The sequence below is a fragment of the Streptosporangium sp. DT93 genome (genome assembly GCF_049844535.1).
Classification (GTDB): Bacteria; Actinomycetota; Actinomycetes; order Streptosporangiales; family Streptosporangiaceae; genus Streptosporangium.
The window spans coordinates 59,494-80,504 of the sequence record NZ_JBNCLF010000008.1; the positions used below are offsets into that span (position 1 = coordinate 59,494).

Genomic DNA, 21,011 nt, shown 5'->3' on the forward strand with positions numbered 1-21,011 from the left:
GCTCCCGTCGTACTCCCGGCGGGATCCACGAGATCCCGCGGGGAGCGGTGTGCTACCCGGACAGTGCAGGCGACCCCCGCTAGAAGTGGTAAACCCTAGTGCTCAATGACTTCATCAATCAGTTCTGGCCGGCGACGATCGACGGCCTGTCCTTCGGGTCGATCTACGCCCTGATCGCGCTCGGTTACACCATGGTGTACGGCGTGCTCAGGCTGATCAACTTCGCGCACTCCGAAGTTTTCATGATCGGCACCTTCGGCGCGATGCTCGTGCCGTTCGTGTTCGGCATCAACTCGCCGCTGACCGGCATCGCGCTGGTCGGCCTGATCGTGGCGATGATCCTGGCCGGCATGCTCGCCTCGGCGGGCACCGCGGTCGCCCTGGAGCGCATCGCCTACCGGCCGCTGCGCAAGCGCGGCGCGTCCCGGCTGGCGGCGCTGATCTCGGCGATCGGCGCCTCGATCTTCCTGCAGGAGCTCTTCGCGCTCCTGGTCATCCCCAACGTGTTCAACCGTCCCGAGCAGGGCCGGATCCAGATGGGCCTGCCCCGCATCATGGAGAAGACCGAGCTCTTCTCCATCTTCGGCTACGGGGTCCGGGTCGACCAGGTCTTCGTCGTCGTGGCCGCCGTCGGCATGATGATCGCGCTGGACGCCCTGGTGAACCGGACGAAGATCGGCCGAGGCATCCGCGCCACCGCGCAGAACCCCGAGGCCGCCGTCCTGATGGGCGTCGACATCAACAGGATCGTCAGGATGACCTTCCTCATCGGCGGTGGCATGGCCGGTGTGGCGGGCGCGCTCTACCTGATCTCGTACGAGAACACGAACTACTACATCGGATTCCTCTTCGGTATCAAGGCGTTCACCGCGGCGGTCCTGGGTGGCATCGGCAACCTGCGCGGAGCCCTTGTCGGCGGAATCACGCTGGGGCTGGTGGAGAACTACGGGGCCATCTTCTTCGGCTCCGACTGGAAGCATGTGATCTCCTTCAGCATCCTCGTCTTGGTCCTGATGTTCCGTCCCACCGGAATCCTCGGTGAATCACTCCAGCAGGCGCGCGCATGAACCAGAAGAGAACCTCGGCAGGCCTCCGCAGCGGTCTTGGCACCTTCGGTGACACCATGCACGAACGCTGGTTGAAGACCCCCGGCTGGCAGCGCTGGATCCTGTACGTGGCGCTGATCGTCGCCGCGCTGCTGCTGCCCTCGGAGAGCCTCGCGCCCTTCATGTCGCCCTACACCGACTGGGCGAGCATCCTGTTCTTCCCGATCGGGACGTACGTGGTGCTGGCGATCGGCCTGAACGTGGTGGTCGGCCAGGCGGGCCTGCTCGACCTCGGCTTCGTCGCGTTCTACGCGGTGGGCGGCTACGCGATGGCGCTGCTCGGCACCCGGCTCGGATGGAACTTCTGGGTCATCCTGCTGGTCGGCATCGGCATCTGTGCCCTGTCGGGCATCACGCTGGGCGCTCCGACGCTGCGACTGCGCGGTGACTACCTGGCCATCGTCACACTGGGCTTCGGTGAGATCATCCGCATCACGGCCCGCAACACCGACGAGATCGGTGGCCCCAACGGCGTCCGCGGCATCCCGCACCCGCCGAGCGTCGAGGACTTCCAGCTGTTCGGGATCAACTTCTCCGAGGTGTTCGGGGTCGATCCCTTCAAGTACGGGGTGCTGGACCCTCGGCCCTACTACTACCTGCTGGTCGCGCTGGCCGTCATCGTGATCATCCTGGTGAAGCGCTGGGAGAAGAGCCGCGTCGGGCGTGCCTGGGCGGCCATCCGCGAGGACGAGGACGCGGCCGAGGTCATGGGCGTGCCGACCTTCCGGTTCAAGATGCTCGCCTTCGCCATCGGCGCCTCCATCGGCGGTGCCATGGGCGTGCTCTGGGCCGCCAAGGCCATCTCGATCAACCCGAACGACTTCCAGTTCCTGCTCTCGGCGACGATCCTGGCCGCGGTGGTCATGGGCGGCGCCGGCAACCTGCCGGGCGTCATGCTGGGCGCGTTCGTGGTGGCCTGGCTGCCCGAGCGGTTCCGCGGCCTGCAGGAGTACCGCATGCTGATCTTCGGTGCGGTGCTGGTGGCCCTGATGATCTTCCGTCCGGAGGGTCTGCTCCCCTCGCGCCAGCGCAAGGCGGAGCTACAGGAGGGATCAGGCGGGATGGGTACGCTCGGAGCCGAGGTCCCCGGGCCCGAGTCGCACGGTGAGGAGGTGGCTTCCAAATGAGCGCCGACGTCAACCCCGGCGGCACGACCGCAGAGCCCACGGGGACGGGACCGACGTCCCCGTCTCCGGAGCGGGCCGGTCGCGACATGCTGGAGCTGAAGAGTCTCGTCATGCGGTTCGGCGGCGTCACGGCGCTGCGCGACGTGAACCTGACCATCAAGGAAGGGGAGATCTTCGCGCTGATCGGCCCGAACGGCGCCGGAAAGACCACGGTCTTCAACGTGGTGACCGGCGTCTACCAGCCGACCGAGGGCGAGGTCCGCTTCCTGGGGGAGCGGATCAACGGCGTCAAGCGCTTCAAGATCACCAAGCGCGGCATCGCCCGTACGTTCCAGAACATCCGGCTGTTCCACAACATGACGGCCATCGAGAACGTCATGGTGGGCGCGGACGCGCACCACAGGTCCGGCATGGTCAGCGTGGCGCTGGGGCTTCCCTGGCACCGCAGGGCCGAGCGGGACGGGCGCAAGCTGGCGATGGAACTGCTCGACTTCGTGGGCATCTCGCACCGCGCGGACGACCACGCCAAGAACCTGCCCTACGGTGACCAGCGTCGTCTGGAGATCGCCAGGGCACTGGCGACGAACCCGAAGCTGCTGCTGCTGGACGAGCCGGCCGCCGGTATGAACCCGGCGGAGAAGGTGGCCCTGCAGCAGCTCATCCGGGACATCCGCGACGCGGGCCGGACGATTCTGATCATCGAGCACGACATGAGCCTCATCATGGGCATCAGCGACCGCATCGCGGTGCTGGACTTCGGCCAGAAGATCGCCGATGGCCTGCCGGACGAGGTGCGGACCGACCCCAGGGTCGTCGAGGCGTATTTGGGAGCTCCCGCCGATGCTTCTTGAGGTCAAGGACATCCGTGTCCACTACGGCAAGATCGAGGCGCTCAAGGGCATCTCGGTCGAGGTGAACGAGGGCGAGATCGTCACGCTCATCGGGGCGAACGGGGCCGGCAAGACCACGACCCTGAAGACGATCTCGGGCCTGCGCGGTCTCTCCTCGGGGAGCATCCTCTTCGACGGCAAGGACATCAGCAAGATGCCCGGCCACAAGCGGGTCCTCGCGGGTCTGGGGCAGGCGCCCGAGGGCCGGGGCGTCTTCCCCGGCATGACGGTGTACGACAACCTGCTCATGGGCGCCTACACGCGCTCGGGTGACCTGTCGGCGGACCTGGCCGAGGTGTTCGAGCTCTTCCCCCGCCTGGCGGAGCGCAGGACGCAGATGGGCGGCACGATGTCCGGCGGCGAGCAGCAGATGCTCGCCATCGGCCGCGCGCTGATGGCCAAGCCCAAGGTGCTGCTGCTGGACGAGCCGTCGATGGGCCTGGCCCCGCTGATGGTCCAGCAGATCTTCTCGATCATCGAGGAGATCAACCGCCGGGGCACCACGGTGCTGCTGGTGGAGCAGAACGCCCAGCAGGCGCTGCGGCTCGCCCACCGCGCCTACGTCCTGGAGACCGGGTCGGTGGTCAAGAGCGCGAACGCCGACGTGCTGCTCAACGACCCGGCCGTGCAGGCCGCGTACCTGGGTGGCGGCGTCGAGGCCGCTCCCGTCGCCGGGAAGGGGACCACGCAGGCCCCCGCCGCGGTGACGCCGTCCGGTTCGTCCCCGGCTCCCGCTCCCGCCTCGGGTGAGCGGGACGTCACCGGCGAGCGAGGCGTCCAGGGTGAACGGGACGTTCCCGGCCGGGACGTGCCGGGGGAGCGCAGCTGATCCGCGCCCGGGTCCCCGCCGCGTGACGGAGACGGGCCCGCCACCCGGCGGGCCCGTCCTCCGCACCCGGCGGGGCACGGCGCCGTGGCCTTCCGGTACGCCGCGACCTTCCGGGAACGGCGGGACGCGGCACGGGCTCAGGGCAGCGGTACCTGGACCCCGTCGGTGCCTCCGGTCACGCCCAGCGGCGGGTCGCCGAACAGCCGGATCGCCGAGACCTTCGCCTCCTTGGGAATGTCGTACCAAAGATCCATCTCCACCCTGACCTGGGCGCCGAGCGAGAACGTCTCGGGCTGGCGCTTGATGGCCTGGGCGAACTTGTTCGGCGCGTGGGCGGTGCCGTCGGCGGCGACGAGCCTCTGCAGCATGGCGTCGAAGTGCGAGGTGGTGCGGCCGGTGTTCTCCACCACGACCCGCACGACCACGTACTGGCCCTTGGCCTGCCACTCGGCGTGGCTGCCGAAGAAGCCGCTCAGGCCCTTCTGCAGGCCGATCACCTGGAACCGGGTCTCGCCGTCGATCACGGGGGCGGCCCTGACCGGGATCTCGCCGGGCCGGACCGGGCGCGGCGGGAGGTCGTAGGCCGGAGTGGGACTGCCCGTGGGGGAGGGGGAGGCGGACGCCCCCCGATCGGTCCCGGTGCAGCCGGACATCGTGGCGACGGCAAGGAGGGCACCGGTCAACGCCAGTAGGGGGTTGCGCACACCGGGCAACGTAACCGAGGTGACCGCCGGAGTTCAACGGCTCGCCCGCGTGGCATCGACGATCCGGCAGAGCCCCCCTCCCGAGGCGGCTCGGGGGGCAGGGTATTGACTTGACATGCTTCGGATGTAGTTATTGTCCGAATCGTGTCGTAGTGGTGATGTGCATGGTCACGCGGGTGATGCAGCATCACCTGCACTGAGGTATCCATACAAGACGCGACATTGACCGTAAGGAGGCCTTCGTGGGCCTGAGTTTTGTTTCCCGGCGTGCGCTCGCGGTGTGCGCCATGGTCGCCGCCGGCACGCTCGGCCTGTCGGCCTGCGGCAGCGGCGAGTCCACCACGGCGAGCCCGAGCGATGGTGCCTCGGCCAGCGCCCCGGCGGCCGCCGCCGGCGCGAAGGTGATCACGCCCGGCAAGCTGACCACCTGCACCAACCTTCCCTACGAGCCCTTCCAGTTCAAGGACGGGGACAAGGTCGTCGGTTTCGACGTCGACATCGTCGACCTCGCGGCCAAGAAGCTCGGCCTGACGCAGGAGATCGTCGACATCGACTTCGCGATCATCAAGAGCGGCGCGGCGATGGCCGCCGGCAAGTGCGACGTGGCCGCCGCCGGTATGACGATCACCGACGAGCGCAAGGCCAACATCGACTTCTCCGAGCCCTACTTCGACGCCACGCAGGCCCTGCTGGCCAAGAAGGGCGCGGGCGTCAAGACCCTGGACGAGGTGAAGGCCAAGGGCCTCAAGCTCGGCGCCCAGGCCTCCACCACGGGCCTGGACTACGTCAAGGAGAAGGGCCTGGACCCCAAGGAGTTCGCCGACTCCCCCAAGGAGCTGCTCGGACTGCAGTCCGGCCAGGTCGACGTGATCGTCCAGGACCTGCCGGTCGTCCTGACCTGGCTGAAGAAGCCCGAGATCGCCGAGAAGTTCGAGCTGGTCGCCAGCCTCGACACCGGTGAGCAGTACGGTGTCGGCCTCAAGAAGGGCGCCGACCCGGTCCTGCTCGCGGCGATCAACGAGGCGATCAGCACCGCCAAGTCGGACGGCACCTACGAGCAGATCTTCGTCAAGTGGTTCGGCAAGAAGCCCGGCGAGCTCGGTTAATCGATGACCGACCAGCCAAGGACGGCAGAGCCCGCTCCTGACGGCACCCCCGTCAGGAGCGGGCTCAGTCCCCGCAAGAGGCAGCAGATCAGCCGCGCCGTCCAGTACGTCGTGCTGGCCCTCGTGGTCGTCTTCCTCGCCCTGAACATCGAGTGGGTCCAGCTCGGCCAGAACTTCACCAAGCCCGAGGTGGCGGCGGAGACGCTGCCCGCGCTGTTCACGGTCGCGCTGAAGAACACGATCATCTACTCGGTCGGCGGCTTCGTCTTCGCCTTCCTGTTCGGCCTGCTGTTCGCGCTGATGCGGATGTCGTCGGTGCGGCCCTACCGGTGGATCGCGGTCACCTACATCGAGATCTTCCGCGGCCTGCCCGCCGTGCTGATCTTCCTGTTCATCCTGTTCCTGCCGCTGGCCCTGCCGGGCTTCGAGGTGCCGGGCGGCACCTACGGCCAGGGCATCCTGGGTCTTGCGGTCGTCGGCTCGGCGTACATGGCCGAGACGCTCCGCGCCGGGCTTCAGGCCGTGCCCAGGGGACAGATGGAGGCGGCGCGCTCGCTGGGCATGTCGCACACCCGCTCGATGGTGAGCATCGTCATCCCGCAGGCCATCCGCATCGTCATCCCGCCGACGACCAACCAGTTCGTGGCCCTGCTCAAGGACTCCTCGCTGGTGCTGTTCCTGGGAGTCTCCGGCGAGTACGTCGAGCTGACCAAGTTCGGCAACGACATGGCCTCCACCTTTGCCAACGCCACGCCCATCCTGGTCGTGGGAGTGACGTATCTCCTGGTCACCATCCCGCTGGGCTACCTCGCGTCCCGGCTGGAACGTCGCCAGGCGAGGGGACGGTGACTCCGGTGAGCCAAGCGGCGAACCACGCGGTCGAGATCCGCGACCTGCACAAGAGCTTCGGCAAGCTGCAGGTCCTCAAGGGCATCGACTTCGCCGTCGATCCCGGCCAGGTGGTCTGCGTCATCGGCCCCTCGGGGTCGGGCAAGTCCACCCTGCTCAGATGCGTGAACCTGCTGGAGGAGCCCACCTCGGGCAAGGTGGTCGTCAACGGCGTCGAGCTGACCCACCGCGACGTCGACCTCGACGCCGCCCGGCGCGGCGTCGGGATGGTCTTCCAGCAGTTCAACCTGTTCCCGCACATGACCGCGCTGCAGAACGTGATGATCGCGCAGCGCCGGGTCCTGAAGCGCGACAAGGCCGAGGCCGAGCGGATCGCCAGGGAGAACCTGGAGAAGGTCGGCATCGGCGAGAAGTGCGACGCCTACCCGGCCCAGCTCTCCGGCGGGCAGCAGCAGCGGGTGGCCATCGCCAGGGCCCTGGCGATGAGCCCGGCGCTGATGCTCTTCGACGAGCCCACCTCGGCGCTCGACCCCGAGCTCGTCGGCGACGTGCTCACGGTCATGCGCAAGCTCGCCGAGGAGGGGATGACCATGCTCGTGGTCACCCACGAGATGGCGTTCGCCCGTGACGTGGCCGACCGGGTCGTGTTCATGGACGGCGGCGTGATCGTGGAGGACGGCACTCCCGAGCAGGTGATCGGCGCCCCGCGCAACGAGCGCACGCAGACCTTCCTGCGCCGCGTGCTCGACCCGACGCACACCGACGTCTGAGCCCCTCGGGGACGCGGGTCTCCCGGGTCCCCGAGCGGCTGGGAAGCCCGGTCCGTCCGGACGCCCGAGCGGGGGTGGGGGTGGGGAGGGCCGGGTGGATCCCGGCCGCTCCACGGGCCCGGCGAGCCCGGGGAAGACCTTTGGCGCCATACGGAGCTTCCCCGACCCCGTACGTTTTCTACTCGGTCTTCCCGCGGGCATCGCCGTCACCCACCGTAGCGGACCGGTCGCTGCGAGAGGGCAAAAAGGCGGTCCGAATATGATCGAGTACGAGATGTGATCAGACGTCCGCCGCCACACCCCGGGCGCCGGCCGCGCTCCGGACGCCCGCCATGCCCCGGACGTTAACCGCGCTCCGGGCGCCGGCCGCGCTCCGGGCGCCGGCCGCGGCCCGGGTGCCCGCCGGGCGCCTCAGGTGTCGCGGAGCATGCAGGTCAGGCGCGAGCTGCACACCCTGCGCCCCTGCTCGTCGACGATCTCGATCTCGTACGTGGCCAGCGTCCTGCCGCCGTGCACCCGGGTGGCCACGCCGGTGACCAGGCCCGAGGTGGCCGAGCGGTGGTGGGTCGCGCTGATCTCGACGCCCACCGCGATGCGCCCGGCCCCGGCGTGCATCGCCGCGCCGGTCGAGCCCAGCGTCTCGGCCAGCACGCAGGACGCGCCGCCGTGCAGCAGGCCGTAGGGCTGGATGTTGCCCTCCACGGGCATGGTGCCGACCACCCGCTCGGGGGAGGCCTCGGTGATCTCGATGCCCATCCTGTCCACGAGCGTGTCGCGGTGCATGGCGCTCACCTGTTCCTTGAGCGACCGCATGGACTCGTCGGGGTCTGTCATGGTCAAGGGGGCGTCTCCTGTCGAGCGAGGCCAGGCTTTCTGTCGTAGGAGGAGACTAGGCTTTCGCTGTGCCGAAGAGCGAAGCGACCCCCACTCGTCCGTGTCTCCTGCTGCTGGACGGTCATTCACTGGCCTACAGGGCGTTCTACGCCCTCCCGGAGGAGAACTTCTCCACGAGCACGGGCCAGAAGACCAACGCCGTCTACGGGTTCACCTCGATGCTGGTCAACGTGCTCAGGGACGAGCGGCCCACCCACGTGGCGGTCTGCTTCGACCGCTCGGAGCCCACGTTCCGCCACGAGGAGTACGCCGACTACAAGGCCGGCCGGAGCGCGACCCCCGACAGCTTCCGCAGCCAGATGAGCCTGATCCACGAGATGCTCGACGCATTGGGCGTGCCGCACCTGTCGCTGGCCGGGTACGAGGCCGACGACCTGATCGCGACCCTGGCCACCCGCGCCTCCGCGCGGGACATGAGCGTGCTGATCGTCACCGGCGACCGCGACGCGCTGCAGCTCGTGGACGAGAACGTGACCGTGCTGATGACCCGCGTCGGCATCAGCAACATGACCCGCTTCACCCCCGAGGCGGTGCTGGAGAAGTACGAGCTCACCCCGGTCCAGTATCCGGACTTCGCCGCCATCCGCGGCGACTCCAGCGACAACCTCAAGAACATCCCCGGCGTGGGCGAGAAGACCGCGGCCAAGTGGATCCGCGAGTTCGGCTCGCTGGAGGCGCTGGTCGACCGGATCGACGAGGTCAAGGGCAAGGTCGGCGACAAGCTCCGCGACCACCTCGACCAGGTCCTGATGAACCGGCGCCTGACCCAGCTCATCCGCGACGTCCCGGTGGACCGCGAGGTCGGCGACCTGTCACTCGGCAAGCCCCACCGCGAGCAGATCGACACGATCCTCGACACGCTGGAGTTCCGCGGCGAGATCCGCGACCGGGTGCTCAAGACGATCGCCTCGCCCGAGGCCTCCGGCGAGGCCGAGGAGGGCTTCGAGATCGAGGCCGTCGTCCTGGGGCCCGACGAGGTGGCCCCCTGGCTGCGCGACCTGCCCCGGGGCCGCGCGGGCCTGGCCTTCCGGGGCACCTACGGCAGCGGCACCGGCCGGATCGACGGCATCGCCATCGCGGCGGCCCCGGCGGCGGCTCCGGCCTCCGGCGCGGGAGCCGGCGCGGAGGCCGCCACCGGAGCCTCTGAAGGGGCCTCTGACGGCGCCTCTGGCGGCGCCTCTGACGGCGCCTCTGACGGGGCCGCGAGGCGGGCGGGAGGGCGCGCCGCGTTCGTCGACCCGGCCACGCTCACCGAGGCCGACGAGGCCGCCCTGCGCGCCTGGCTGGCCGACCCCTCGGTCCCCAAGGCCGTGCACGACGCCAAGGGGCCGATGCTCGCGCTCTGGGCGCAGGGCATGGAGCTGTGCGGCCTGAACTGCGACACCGCCCTGGCCGCCTACCTCGCCACGCCGGGCCAGCGCTCGTTCCCCCTGGAGGACCTCGTCCGCGTCTACCTCAGGCGCGAGCTGCGCAGCGAGGCCGACAACGGCGGCCAGGCCAGCCTGTTCGACGACGACGACGCCGACGGCGCCCGGGAGCTGGCCCTGAGGGCGATGGCCGTCGGCGAGCTGGCCGACGCGCTGGAGGCGTTCCTGGAGCCGCTGGGGGCCATCCACCTGCTGCGCGACGTGGAGCTCCCGCTCGTCACCGTCCTGGCCGAGCTGGAGCGGGCCGGCATCGCCGCCGACCGCGACCACCTGGAGGCGCTGGAGGCCGAGTTCGGCGCCGCGGTCAAGCAGGCCGTCGAGGCCGCGCACGCCTCCATGGGCGGCGAGCAGTTCAACCTGGGCTCGCCCAAGCAGCTCCAGGACATCCTGTTCGTGCGGCTCAACCTGCCCAAGACCAAGAGGACCAAGACCGGCTACACCACCGACGCCTCCGCGCTGGCCTGGCTGGCCTCCCAGACCGAGCACGAGCTGCCGACGATCATGCTGCGCCACCGCGACCAGGCCAAGCTCAAGGTCACCGTCGAGGGCCTGATCAAGGAGATCGCCGACGACGGCCGCATCCACACCACGTTCAACCAGATCGTGGCGGTCACCGGGCGGCTCAGCTCGGAGAAGCCCAACCTGCAGAACATCCCGATCCGCACCGCCGAGGGCCGCCGCATCCGCCAGGGCTTCATGGTCGGCAAGGGCTTCGAGACCCTGCTCACCGCCGACTACAGCCAGATCGAGCTGCGCATCATGGCCCACCTGTCCGGCGACGAGGCGCTGATCGCCTCCTTCGAGTCCGGCCACGACTTCCACAAGGCCACCGCGGCGCGGGTCTTCGACACCGACCCCGAGAAGGTCACCGGGGAGATGCGGGCCAAGATCAAGGCGATGAACTACGGCCTCGCCTACGGCCTGTCCGACTTCGGGCTGTCGGAGCAGCTCGCCATCCCCGTCCCCGAGGCCAGGTCGCTCAAGGAGGAGTACTTCGAGGAGTTCGGCGGCGTCCGCGACTTCCTCAACGCGATCGTCGCCCAGGCCAGGAACGACGGCTACACCGAGACCATCATGGGCCGCCGCCGCTACCTGCCCGACCTCAACAGCGACAACCGCCAGCGCCGCGAGATCGCCGAGCGGATGGCGCTCAACGCGCCCATCCAGGGGTCGGCCGCCGACATCATCAAGGTCGCCATGCTGGGCGTGCAGGACGCGCTCAAGGAGGCCTCGCTCGCCTCGCGGATGCTGCTCCAGGTCCACGACGAGCTCGTGTTCGAGGTGGCCCCCGGCGAGCTGGACACGCTGCGCGAGCTGGTCACCGACCGGATGAACGCCGCCTACTCGCTGCGGGTCCCGCTGGCGGTCTCGGTGGGCGTCGGACGCACCTGGGAGGACGCCGGCCACTGACGGCCGCCGCCTTCCTCTCCCGCCTTCGTCCCGCTGATTGGTCGGGCCTGTCCGAGTCTGTTCTAGGGTGGTCACCCAGCCGACAAGCTCGACGGGCACGGGAGTTTTGTGCTGAGTTCAATCCCCCTGACGCGGATCATCATGCTGGCCAACGTGCTGGTCGTCACGATGGCGGTGGTGGTGCTCCTCACGCTCCCCACCCCGCCCGCCCGGCCCGGGACGGCCACCTCCGGCGACCCCACGCGCGGCCCCTCCCGGCCACCCGGCCCGTCCGCGTCCCCCTCGCCGACCCCGGGCCTGCCCTCGGCCGAGCTGCCCCCGCCGATCACCGCCTCGCCCGAGTTCGCCCGGCAGGTCAAGGCCAACGAGGCCGGGACGGTCCCGATCCTGATGTACCACCGGATCACGAAGAAGCGGCTGGCCTCGATCGACCGTACGCCCGCCCAGGTCCGCAAGGAGCTGGAGAGGCTCGCCAGGGACGGCTACGTGCCGGTCACCGCGCGGGAGTTCGCCACCGGGCGGATGGACGTCCCCGCGGGGAAGCACCCGGTCGTGCTCACCTTCGACGACGGCCACCACAGCCACTTCTCGCTCCAGGCGGACGGCACGCCGGCCGGGGACAGCGCGGTCGGCATCATCTACCAGGTCGCCAGGAAGTACCCCGGCTTCCGGCCGGTGGCCACCTTCTGGATCAACGACCACCCCTTCGGCCTGCGCGAGCGGCGCGACCAGGAACGGGCCGTGCGCTGGCTCGTCGACCGGGGCTTCGAGGTGGCCAACCACACCTGGAGCCACCCCCACCTGCCGAGCCTGGGAAAGAAGCAGATCGCCGCGCAGCTCGCCCGGCTGGAGCGGCTGCTCAAGAAGCTGGGCGTGCCGCCCTCCGACACCATGGCGCTGCCGTTCGGGGCGATGCCCCGCAAGCGCTCCGTCGTGCAGTCCGGGAAGTGGCACGGGACCTCGTACCGCTTCAAGGGGGTGTTCCTGGCGGGGGCCGAGCCGTCGGTGTCGCCGTTCGTCAGGCGCTACGACCACCGCTCCATCCAGCGCATCCAAAGCAACGGCAAAAAGGGTGAATGCCGGAAATGGTGTTCGCAGTACTGGCTGGAGTGGCTGAACAGGCACCCCCGCCAGCGCTACACCGCGGACGGCGACCCGGGCCGCATCTCCGTCCCACGCGGGCTTCGGGGGAATATCAGGAGCGACCGGAAGCATTTGGTCAACGCGTACTGAGCGAGATCGTCGACCTCGCGGCCCCTGGTCGCGTAGTGTCGTCGGATTGACCACACCCGTCTGGTCTCATATGCTGATCGCTGCGCTGTGGGCTCGCGCGTGTCTCGGACGGAGTGGGCTCGCGCTCGATCATGTCGACGTCAATTCTTCGGCTGACGGTAAGAGGCCTGCCGCGCGTTCGCCACATCGACATCTGTCCGCGTTCGGAGCATCTCCACACATGACGAGCAGCACTGAGGCCACCTCGAGCACCCCGCAGGTAGCGGTCAACGACATCGGTTCCGAGGAAGACTTCCTCGCAGCGATCGACCTGACCATCAAGTACTTCAACGACGGCGACATCGTCGAGGGCACCGTCGTCAAGGTCGATCGAGACGAAGTTTTGCTCGACATCGGCTACAAGACCGAGGGTGTCATCCCCTCGCGCGAGCTCTCGATCAAGCACGATGTCGACCCGGCGGATGTCGTCGAGGTTGGCGAGCACGTCGAGGCCCTGGTCCTCCAGAAGGAGGACAAGGAAGGCCGCCTGATCCTGTCCAAGAAGCGCGCTCAGTACGAGCGGGCCTGGGGCACGATCGAGAAGATCAAGGACGAGGACGGCATCGTCACCGGCACGGTCATCGAGGTCGTCAAGGGTGGTCTCATCCTCGACATCGGCCTGCGAGGCTTCCTGCCGGCGTCCCTGGTCGAGATGCGGCGCGTCCGCGACCTCCAGCCGTACGTGGGCCGCGAGCTCGAAGCGAAGATCATCGAGCTCGACAAGAACCGCAACAACGTGGTTCTGTCCCGCCGCGCCTGGCTCGAGCAGACCCAGTCCGAGGTTCGCCAGACGTTCCTCAACACCCTGCAGAAGGGTCAGGTCCGCAAGGGCGTCGTCTCCTCGATCGTCAACTTCGGTGCGTTCGTCGACCTCGGCGGCGTCGACGGTCTGGTCCACGTCTCCGAGCTCTCCTGGAAGCACATCGACCACCCCTCCGAGGTCGTCGAGGTCGGCCAGGAGGTCACCGTCGAGGTGCTCGACGTCGACATGGAGCGCGAGCGCGTCTCCCTGTCGCTCAAGGCGACGCAGGAAGACCCGTGGCAGCAGTTCGCCCGTACCCACCAGATCGGTCAGGTCGTCCCGGGTCGCGTCACCAAGCTGGTGCCGTTCGGTGCGTTCGTCCGCGTCGAGGAGGGCATCGAGGGCCTGGTGCACATCTCCGAGCTGGCCGAGCGCCACGTCGAGATCCCCGAGCAGGTCGTCCAGGTGGGTGACGAGATCTTCGTGAAGATCATCGACATCGACCTCGAGCGCCGCCGGATCTCGCTGTCGCTCAAGCAGGCGAACGAGGGTGCCATGGGCGCCGACGTCGAGTTCGACCCCACGCTGTACGGCATGGCGGCGACCTACGACGACTCGGGCAACTACATCTACCCCGAGGGCTTCGACTCCGAGACCGGCGAGTGGCTCGACGGCTTCGACAAGCAGCGCGAGGAGTGGGAGCGGCAGTACGCCGAGGCCCAGACCCGCTTCGAGGCGCACAAGAAGCAGGTCGAGGAGGCTCGCAAGGCCGAGGCCGAGGCGGGCGAGGCTGCCCCCACGTCCTACTCCGGCGAGACCCCGCCGGCCGGTGGCTCCACCGGTGCCGCCAGCAGCGGCTCCTCCGCTCCGGCGGGTGGCGCCCTGGCCTCCGACGAGGCTCTCGCGGCTCTGCGCGAGAAGCTCGCGGGCGGTCAGAACTGATCACGCGGTAGACGTTCCACGGAAGGGCCCCGCTCCGGCGGGGCCCTTTCCGCGTCCGGGGACGGTTCCCGCTCGGTGGGTCTTCCCGGCGTTCCCCGCCGGTTCGCGCGTCCGGGGCCGGTTCCCCGTCCGCTGCCGAGCAGTGCTCCTCTCGCTGTCCCGCTCTCGGACACCCAGGCCATGGCCGGGGTCGTTGAACCCTTGCCTGCCGTCGCCTTGCCATGCCCCGCTCTGGCCGGGGGCACGTTCCCGCATCCCGGCTCCCCTCTCCCGGCCGCGTCCCCGCTAGGGTGGCCGCCGTGATCGTGATCGAGGGCGCGAGGCCCGAGGACGCCGGCGAGGTCCTGACCGTGCAGCGCGCCGCCTACGTGGGCGAGGCCCAGCTCTACGGCGACCCGTTCATCCCGCCCCTGGTGGAGTCGGCCGGCCAGGTCCGCAGGGCCGTCGAGACGGCCGTCGTGCTCGTCGCCAGGGACGGCGGCAGGATCGTGGGAGCGGTACGCGGCCGGATGTCCGGCACGACCTGCCTGGTCGGCCGCCTGGTCGTCGCCCCGGACCGGCAGGGCACGGGCATCGGCGGCTCCCTGCTGGCCGCCCTGCACGCCGAGGCCGCCACGGCCCTCGCCTTCGACCTGTTCACCGGCCACCTGTCCGAGGTCAACCTGCGCCTGTACCGCCGCCACGGCTACCGCGAGACCGGCAGGGAGCGGATGAGCGACCACCTGACGCTGGTGCACATGCGCCGGGAGCACTTTTAAGGCCCCTCGGGGCCGGGAACGTCTGAGAACGCCTCACAGGCGCGCGACCGCTCTCCCCTCCCTCCGGAAGGGGGGCCTTCTCCTGTGTTCTGGTCATGACAGGGGCGGCCGCCGGGGCATACGCGGGACCTCGTGGATGAGGCCGCGTGCCGCGTTCCCCTCAGACCGCGTGACGCGTTCTCCTTGGGCCGCGTGACACGTTCTCCTTGGGCCGGGTGCCGCGCTTCCCGCGGGCCGCGTGCCGAACCCCGCCCTCGGACCGGGGGCCCCTGGGCCCGTCACCTGACGAGCCACGACAGGTGACCCACGGCCGCCCTCACCCCGTATCCCCATGGAGGCCCCGGGGCGTCGGAGATTCTGTGGCACGCCCCGTACCGCGTATGCTGCGGATCATGTTCAAGGTGGGGCTTACCGGCGGCATCGGGTCCGGCAAGAGCGAGGTCTCCAAGCGGCTGGCGGCCCGAGGCGCCATGGTGATCGACGCCGACAAGATCGCCCGTGAGGTGGTCGAGCCGGGCACCTCCGGCCTGGCGCGCGTCGTCGGCGTCTTCGGCTCCGGAATCCTGCGCGAGGACGGCTCCCTCGACCGGGAGAAGCTCGGCTCGATCGTCTTCGCCGACTCCGAGAAGCTGGCCTCGCTCAACGCCATCGTCCACCCGCTCGTCGGCGCCCGCATCGCCGAACTCCAGGAAAAGGCCCCCACCGGCGGCATCGTCGTCTACGACGTGCCGCTGCTGGCCGAGAACGGCCTCGCGGGCATGTACGAGATCGTGGTCGTCGTGGACGCCCCCGACGAGGTGCGTCTCACCCGCCTGCTCGACCTGCGCGGCATGACCGAGCAGGACGCCAGGGCCAGGATCGCCGCCCAGGCGACCCGCGAGGAACGCCTGAAGATCGCCGACATCGTCGTCCGTAACGACGGCACGCTGGAGGAGCTGGAGGCCCGGATGGACGACCTCTGGTCCGACCTCACCACCCGCGCCACCGCCTGAACCGTCCGCGCCGCCCGCTCCCCGGCGACGTCGTGGCAGGTCAGGCATGTCATCCTTGCCGATGTGCCGCGCAGACCGAGTGCCCTGAACCTGATCCGCCTCGCCCTCCTGGGGCTCGGCCTGCTGTTCCTCGTCACCGGTCTGCTCCCCGCCCGCGAGGCATGGGCCGAGATGGAGCGGATCGCGCCGATCCTGCTCTTCCTCGCCGCGGTGATCGTCATGGCGGAGCTCGTCAAGGAGGCCCAGGTCTTCGACGTGGTCGCCACCCGGCTGGCGGTGCTCGGCCGCGGGAACCACGCCGCGCTCTTCCTGCTCTGCACCGCCTTCGCCTCGCTGGTCACCATGTTCCTGAACCTGGACACCACGGTGGTGCTGCTGACACCCGTCATGCTCGCCCTCGCGGCCAGGACCGGCATCGCCGCGCTGCCACCGGCCATGACGACCCTCTGGCTCGCCAACACCGCGGCCCTGCTCCTGCCGGTCTCGAACCTGACGAACCTGCTGGCCGTGGAACGGCTCGGCATGTCCGCCCGCGAGTTCGCGGGAAGGCTGTGGTTTCCCCAGCTCGTGTCCATCGCGGTCACCGCGGCCCTGCTGTGGGTGTTCTTCTGGCGCCAGGGACGCCGGGGCCCGCGCGGGACCGGTCGCTACCGGCCGCCGGTCGCCGAGGCGGTCGCCGATCCGCTGCTGTTCAGGATCGCGGCCGGAGCGTGCGTGCTGTTCGTGGCCGCGATCCTGCTGGAGGTGCCGATCCAGCTCGCGGCCCTGGCCGGTGCGGCCCTGATGCTCGCCTCGTTCGCCTGGCGCGACCGCTCGAAGCTCACCCTCGCGCTGTTCCCCTGGCAGCTGCTCGTCTTCGTCGTCGGCCTGTTCCTGGTCGTGCCCACCCTGAGCCGGTACGGCCTGGCGGGGGTGATGAGCACCCTGATCGGGACCGGCGAGGGTGGCGAGGCGGCCGGCGCCTACCGGGTGGCGGCCGTCGGCGCGGTGCTGTCCAACCTGGTCAACAACCTGCCCGCGTACACCGTGGTGGAGCACGTCATCCCCGCGGGTGACCGCGACCTGCTGCTCGCCCTGCTCATCGGCACCAACGTCGGCCCGGTGATCACCCCGTGGGCCTCCCTCGCCACCCTGCTGTGGTTCGAGTGGTGCCGCCGCAGGGGAGTGCGGGTCCCGATGCTCACCTTCGTACTGACCGGGGCCGTGCTGGTGGTGACCTGCGTGACCGCGACGGTGGGGGCCCTGCTGCTCACCGCCTGAACGACACCGCCGCCCGTCTGCTCAACCAGGTGGAATTGCCCGACGATATCGAAAACAAATTAACGAGAAAACAATTCTTCATAAATGGTAATTTGTTGCGTCTATACCTCTTGTGCTATTCTGTGGGGGTGGATGCCCCCTTTCCGGCTGATCGTCTGAGCATCTTGATGGGCGAGAGTTCGTGAACAGGTCGAGAATTCGGCTCATCTCCCGGATTGACAGGCCATCTGGACGGTCGGCGATCGCGGCCGTGCTCGCGGTGACGGCATCGCTGCTGGTGCCCGGGACCGCAGGGGCCACGGTGGCGTCGGCCGATCCCGAACCGGCTCCTGCCGCGGTGTCGGCTCCACCGTCGATGACGACCTTCCCCAAGCCGCGGGACCCGGACGCTCCGCTGCGGGCGGCGGCGGATCAGGCGCGTCGGTCCGGCCGGCCGGTGCCGGTGGAGAACGCCTTCACGGAGACCTCGCGGGTGTGGGTTTTTCCTGACGGGCATTTCACCACGCATGCCTACGGCGGGCCGGTGCAGCTCAAAAAGGCCGATGGCACGTGGGGCTGGGTCGATACCGGTCTCGTGGAGCGGGACGGCGTGCTGAAGCCGAAACTCGCCAAGGCGAATACGAGTTTCTCTCTCGGCGGTGACGGCCCTTTCGCCTCGCTGACGCGGGGTGAAAAGCAGAGTGTCGCCCTGTCCTGGGGGGCGCCGCTGCCGCGCCCGGAGATCACCGGTGATGTCGCCCGGTACGCCGGCGTGGCCGGCCCCGATGTCGATCTTGTCGTGACGGCCCTGCCCTCGGGGTTCCGGCATGAGGTGGTGTTGCGGGAGCGGCCCGCCAAGCCGGTGGAGTTCCGCCTGCCCGTACGGACCGAGGGACTGACACTCTCGACGGCCAAGGGGGGCGGGCCGGCACTCAAGGACACCAAGGGCACGACCACCGTGTCGGCGCCGGCGCCCCGGATGTGGGACACCGCCGACGATCAGCCGGGCCGTGAGGCCAAGGTCACGACGAAGGTGGAGACCAAGGACGGCAAGACCGTCCTGGTGCTCAGGCCGGACGCGGCATGGCTGGCCGACCCGGCCACGCGATACCCGGTGACCATGGAACCCGCCTCCCTGGGCATCACCCAGGAGGTGGGGATCGGCTCGCCGGACGTCCGGACCGGTCCCGGTACCGTCGCCGGGAAGAACCATCGGCGCTGCACGGGAACCTGGCCGAACCAGACGTGCGCCTACCGGCCGGGGGCCTGGCGCGCGCTGGTGGCCTTCGACACCGCCCCGATCACCGGACGTCAGGTGGTCAAGGCCACCATGCGGCTGACGCTTCGCGAGGACACCGACTCCTGCCAGACCGGCCACCGATCGATCTTCGTCAACCGCGTCACCGGTGCATGGGTGGACGACGGCACATCCTGGGACGATCGGCCTTCCACGACCACGGAGGGGCGTACCTCCATCAGCGCCTGTTCCCTGCTCCGCGCCGGCGGCTCGGTGTGGAGCAGGGATCTGACCGCGACGACCCGGGCGTGGGCCGGAGGCGCCGCCAACCACGGCCTGATGCTCCGGCTGACCGATGAATCCGCGACCCCCTGGAACACCACGGAAGTCTCTCCCCTGTGGACGCAGCCGTGGGGCCGCAACGTCCCCAGGCTGACCGTGGACTGGATGCTGCCGCCGCAGATCCCGACCGTGACGGCCGAGTCGATCGACTCCCTGAACGGTGACGACGCGATCGCCCGCTCCACCGCGGTCAAGGTCACCTACAGGTCCGGCGTGCCGGAGGGGACCGCGCTGGACTACACCGTCAGCGTCGACGGCTCCACGACAACGTCGCCGCCCGGGCGGTCGCCCACCGGCGAGGCAGCCCACTGGAAGCTGGACGAGACCACCGGTGCCACCGCGACCGACGCCTCCGGACGCGACCGGCCCGTCACCCTCTCGGGCGGTTACACCCGCATCCCTGGACAGACCGGTCAGGCCGTGGACCTCAACGGGGCGACCGGTTCGACCTCCGGTCCCGTGCTCGACACCGACCAGAGCTACACGGTGACCTCCTGGGTCCGGCTCGACGACAACACCAGGGACCAGGTGATCTTCTCCCAGCGAGGCGTCGACCAGCCCGCCTTCACCCTCGCCTTCGCCGCCTCCGGCTATTCGGGCCTGGACCAGCGGTGGGTGTTCGACCAGGTCACCCGGGACATCCCCAACACCGTCCACGAACGGTGGGCGGTCTCCAAGAACGTCGCCCGAGTCGGCACATGGACCCACCTGGCCGTCCAGTACGACCGGCCGGCTCACAGGATCCGCCTGTTCGTCGACGGTGAACCGGCCGGCGAACGCGACCACACCGTGGACTGGAACGCCCGAGGTAACTTCCAGCTCGGCCGCGGCCAGTTCGCCGGCACCGCCACACCGTTCACCGGCGCGATCGACGACGTCCACGTCTACCAGCGCGTCCTGTCGCCCGCCGACCTGCGCGCCATGGCCACCCCCCCGGGTACCACGACCGACGACAACGTGCCCGCCGACCGGACGCCGGAGAGGATCTTCTCCCTCGACGACCCGGCCGGTCTCACGTTCGTGGTCAAGGCCTGTCGCACCGGTGTCGTGCCGCCCTCCTGCAACCGATCCCCGGCCTACCGCATCACCTCCGACGCGGCGACGCTGCCCAGCGACACCAGGACCGGCATGGCCGACCCGGCCCAGCCCGTCCTGAGCGGCATGGTCGACCGTTCCTCCGGCGGGCCGGTCACGGCCAAGTACTACCTCTACAGGCAGGACGGCACACCGGTCGGCACCGTGCCGCTGGGGACCCGCACCGTCAACGGCGGCGAGCGCGCCTCCCTGCAGATCCCCGCGGGCACCGTGCGACCCGGCACCACCTACACCTGGCAGATGACCGCCTGCGCCGTCGGCCGAGGCGGAACCACGCCTCCCACGCCGACTCCGGCGAGCACCGCGCCTCCGGCCACCGGTGGCCGCCTGGAGGAGATCTGCACCGACAAGACCGCCGCGGTGAGCTTCACCACCCCGGGTCCCCAGGCCGAGCCGCCCGCGGAAGACGTCCGGCACCTGACCCTGCGCAAGGACGACCTCGTCATCAGGACGGCGAAGACCGATCCGACCGCCTGTGACGGTGCGCCGTGTGAGGTGACCGACGCTGCGGTGATGCGGATCGGTGACACCGGTACCGGCAGGACCGCCGCGGTGATCAGCTTCGATTTCGACAAGCTTCCCGAGGGTGCGGCCATCAGCAAGGCCATCCTCGAACTCGGTACGCCGACCTGCCCGGAAGGCACATGTCCACGTGGTGCGGTCATCACCGCCACGCCGCTCATGAGCTTGGTGACCGGCGAGTCCACGGGATCAGAACTGGCAGGCGACGCCGACCCGACGGCTCCGCCGTTCGCATTGCCTCTCGGTGACGCGCGGGCCGATATCGCGGGCAACGAACATCAGTGGCTGCTGCTCACCTCCAACAAGGACGAGACCGTCGTCTTCGGAGACTCGGACGGCACGACGCAGCCCTCGCTCACCCTTACCTACCTGCTTCCCGGACCACCGAGCAAGGTGCTCGGCCTGGCCGCGCAAGGTGGCGACGACAGCACACTCGCTACCTGGGCACCGCCCGCGTCCCACGGCACCGTCGCCTTCTTGAACGGCTACGACGTCCAGGTGGTGAACAGCGACGGCATCGTGACGAAGACGTTCGAGGTCGTGGACCCCTACGTCGCCATCAGCGACCTGGCGAAAGGCGCCACCTACACCATCAAGGTCCGAGCCAGATCCGCCTACGGGGTCAGCGACTGGGAAACCACAACCGTCACCGCCAAAGCCGTACCCTGACCGGCAACCGGTGCGGCATACGGCTCAGAGGCTCCCGGCACGGGGCTGTCCAACCTGATCAACAACCTGCCCGCCTACACCGTGGTGGA

16 protein-coding genes are annotated in these 21,011 nt (G+C 69.4%); 14 read left to right on the forward strand and 2 right to left on the reverse strand.

The window, feature by feature from the left end; all coding sequences use genetic code 11:
• Window positions 1–98 precede the first annotated feature (98 nt).
• Genes ACLQ2R_RS18895 through ACLQ2R_RS18910 form a run of 4 tightly spaced genes read left to right on the forward strand, consistent with a single transcriptional unit; the run spans window position 99 to window position 3,952 of the window.
• Window positions 99–1,067, forward strand: a complete 969-nt coding sequence (locus ACLQ2R_RS18895; RefSeq protein ID WP_425961199.1) for a branched-chain amino acid ABC transporter permease — start codon at window positions 99–101, stop codon at window positions 1,065–1,067.
• Window positions 1,064–2,233, forward strand: a complete 1,170-nt coding sequence (locus ACLQ2R_RS18900) for a branched-chain amino acid ABC transporter permease (RefSeq protein WP_425961201.1) — start codon at window positions 1,064–1,066, stop codon at window positions 2,231–2,233. Before ACLQ2R_RS18895 ends, ACLQ2R_RS18900 begins: the two co-directional genes overlap by 4 nt.
• Complete coding sequence (locus ACLQ2R_RS18905) at window positions 2,230–3,084, forward strand: ABC transporter ATP-binding protein (RefSeq protein ID WP_425961203.1); 855 nt, start codon at window positions 2,230–2,232, stop codon at window positions 3,082–3,084. Before ACLQ2R_RS18900 ends, ACLQ2R_RS18905 begins: the two co-directional genes overlap by 4 nt.
• Complete coding sequence (locus tag ACLQ2R_RS18910) at window positions 3,074–3,952, forward strand: ABC transporter ATP-binding protein (protein WP_425961205.1); 879 nt, start codon at window positions 3,074–3,076, stop codon at window positions 3,950–3,952. The genes ACLQ2R_RS18905 and ACLQ2R_RS18910 overlap by 11 nt, the downstream gene beginning before the upstream one ends.
• Before the next feature lie 137 nt (window positions 3,953–4,089).
• On the opposite strand, the gene ACLQ2R_RS18915 is transcribed toward ACLQ2R_RS18910, so the two are convergent.
• Complete coding sequence (locus ACLQ2R_RS18915) at window positions 4,090–4,656, reverse strand: DUF4352 domain-containing protein (protein ID WP_425961207.1); 567 nt, start codon at window positions 4,654–4,656, stop codon at window positions 4,090–4,092.
• A 242-nt stretch (window positions 4,657–4,898) separates the two neighbouring features.
• Here ACLQ2R_RS18915 and ACLQ2R_RS18920 point away from each other — a divergent pair, with 242 nt between their 5' ends.
• From ACLQ2R_RS18920 to ACLQ2R_RS18930, 3 genes are read left to right on the forward strand one after another with little or no spacing between them, the layout of a single operon-like run.
• Window positions 4,899–5,762 (forward strand): ABC transporter substrate-binding protein, encoded by an 864-nt coding sequence (locus ACLQ2R_RS18920; RefSeq protein ID WP_425961209.1) that lies wholly within the window; start codon window positions 4,899–4,901, stop codon window positions 5,760–5,762.
• A gap of 3 nt (window positions 5,763–5,765) precedes the next feature.
• Window positions 5,766–6,611, forward strand: a complete 846-nt coding sequence (locus tag ACLQ2R_RS18925) for an amino acid ABC transporter permease (RefSeq protein ID WP_425961211.1) — start codon at window positions 5,766–5,768, stop codon at window positions 6,609–6,611.
• Window positions 6,608–7,381, forward strand: coding sequence for an amino acid ABC transporter ATP-binding protein (locus ACLQ2R_RS18930; protein WP_425961212.1), 774 nt, complete (start codon window positions 6,608–6,610; stop codon window positions 7,379–7,381). The genes ACLQ2R_RS18925 and ACLQ2R_RS18930 overlap by 4 nt, the downstream gene beginning before the upstream one ends.
• A 411-nt stretch (window positions 7,382–7,792) precedes the next feature.
• Here the strand turns inward: ACLQ2R_RS18930 and ACLQ2R_RS18935 are convergent, their stop codons facing one another.
• Window positions 7,793–8,194 carry a PaaI family thioesterase gene (locus ACLQ2R_RS18935; protein WP_425961596.1) on the reverse strand — a complete coding sequence of 134 codons (402 nt, stop codon included), beginning with the start codon at window positions 8,192–8,194 and terminating at the stop codon, window positions 7,793–7,795.
• Window positions 8,195–8,283: 89 nt separating this feature from the next.
• Between ACLQ2R_RS18935 and polA the strand changes: the two genes are divergently transcribed.
• The 7 genes from polA (at window position 8,284) to ACLQ2R_RS18970 (ending at window position 20,922) form a co-directional block, all read left to right on the forward strand.
• Window positions 8,284–11,112 (forward strand): DNA polymerase I, encoded by a 2,829-nt coding sequence (gene polA, locus ACLQ2R_RS18940; RefSeq protein WP_425961214.1) that lies wholly within the window; start codon window positions 8,284–8,286, stop codon window positions 11,110–11,112.
• A gap of 108 nt (window positions 11,113–11,220) precedes the next feature.
• Window positions 11,221–12,345 carry a polysaccharide deacetylase family protein gene (locus tag ACLQ2R_RS18945; RefSeq protein ID WP_425961216.1) on the forward strand — a complete coding sequence of 375 codons (1,125 nt, stop codon included), beginning with the start codon at window positions 11,221–11,223 and terminating at the stop codon, window positions 12,343–12,345.
• A 220-nt stretch (window positions 12,346–12,565) separates the two neighbouring features.
• A complete protein-coding gene (gene rpsA / locus ACLQ2R_RS18950; protein ID WP_425961217.1) occupies window positions 12,566–14,068 on the forward strand; it encodes a 30S ribosomal protein S1 in 1,503 nt (500 codons plus the stop codon).
• Window positions 14,069–14,367: 299 nt separating this feature from the next.
• A complete protein-coding gene (locus ACLQ2R_RS18955) occupies window positions 14,368–14,826 on the forward strand; it encodes a GNAT family N-acetyltransferase (RefSeq protein WP_425961219.1) in 459 nt (152 codons plus the stop codon).
• 392 nt (window positions 14,827–15,218) lie between these two features.
• Window positions 15,219–15,818: a dephospho-CoA kinase gene (gene coaE / locus ACLQ2R_RS18960; RefSeq protein ID WP_425961221.1), complete on the forward strand. Its 600-nt coding sequence runs from the start codon at window positions 15,219–15,221 to the stop codon at window positions 15,816–15,818.
• A gap of 63 nt (window positions 15,819–15,881) precedes the next feature.
• On the forward strand, window positions 15,882–17,078 hold the full coding sequence (locus ACLQ2R_RS18965) for an SLC13 family permease (protein ID WP_425961222.1): 1,197 nt from the start codon (window positions 15,882–15,884) through the stop codon (window positions 17,076–17,078).
• 523 nt (window positions 17,079–17,601) lie between these two features.
• Window positions 17,602–20,922 (forward strand): LamG-like jellyroll fold domain-containing protein, encoded by a 3,321-nt coding sequence (locus tag ACLQ2R_RS18970; RefSeq protein WP_425961224.1) that lies wholly within the window; start codon window positions 17,602–17,604, stop codon window positions 20,920–20,922.
• The last annotated feature ends 89 nt before the right edge of the window (window positions 20,923–21,011 follow it).

Excerpts from the sequence above, each read along its gene's own strand:
- ACLQ2R_RS18900 (WP_425961201.1), top strand. The coding sequence starts at position 1,064 with ATGAACCAGAAGAGAACCTCGGCAGGCCTCCGCAGCGGTCTTGGCACC.
- ACLQ2R_RS18905 (WP_425961203.1), top strand. The coding sequence starts at position 2,230 with ATGAGCGCCGACGTCAACCCCGGCGGCACGACCGCAGAGCCCACGGGG.
- ACLQ2R_RS18910 (WP_425961205.1), top strand. The coding sequence starts at position 3,074 with ATGCTTCTTGAGGTCAAGGACATCCGTGTCCACTACGGCAAGATCGAG.
- ACLQ2R_RS18925 (WP_425961211.1), top strand. The coding sequence starts at position 5,766 with ATGACCGACCAGCCAAGGACGGCAGAGCCCGCTCCTGACGGCACCCCC.
- ACLQ2R_RS18935 (WP_425961596.1), bottom strand. The coding sequence starts at position 8,194 with ATGCGGTCGCTCAAGGAACAGGTGAGCGCCATGCACCGCGACACGCTC.
- rpsA (WP_425961217.1), top strand. The coding sequence starts at position 12,566 with ATGACGAGCAGCACTGAGGCCACCTCGAGCACCCCGCAGGTAGCGGTC.
- coaE (WP_425961221.1), top strand. The coding sequence starts at position 15,219 with ATGTTCAAGGTGGGGCTTACCGGCGGCATCGGGTCCGGCAAGAGCGAG.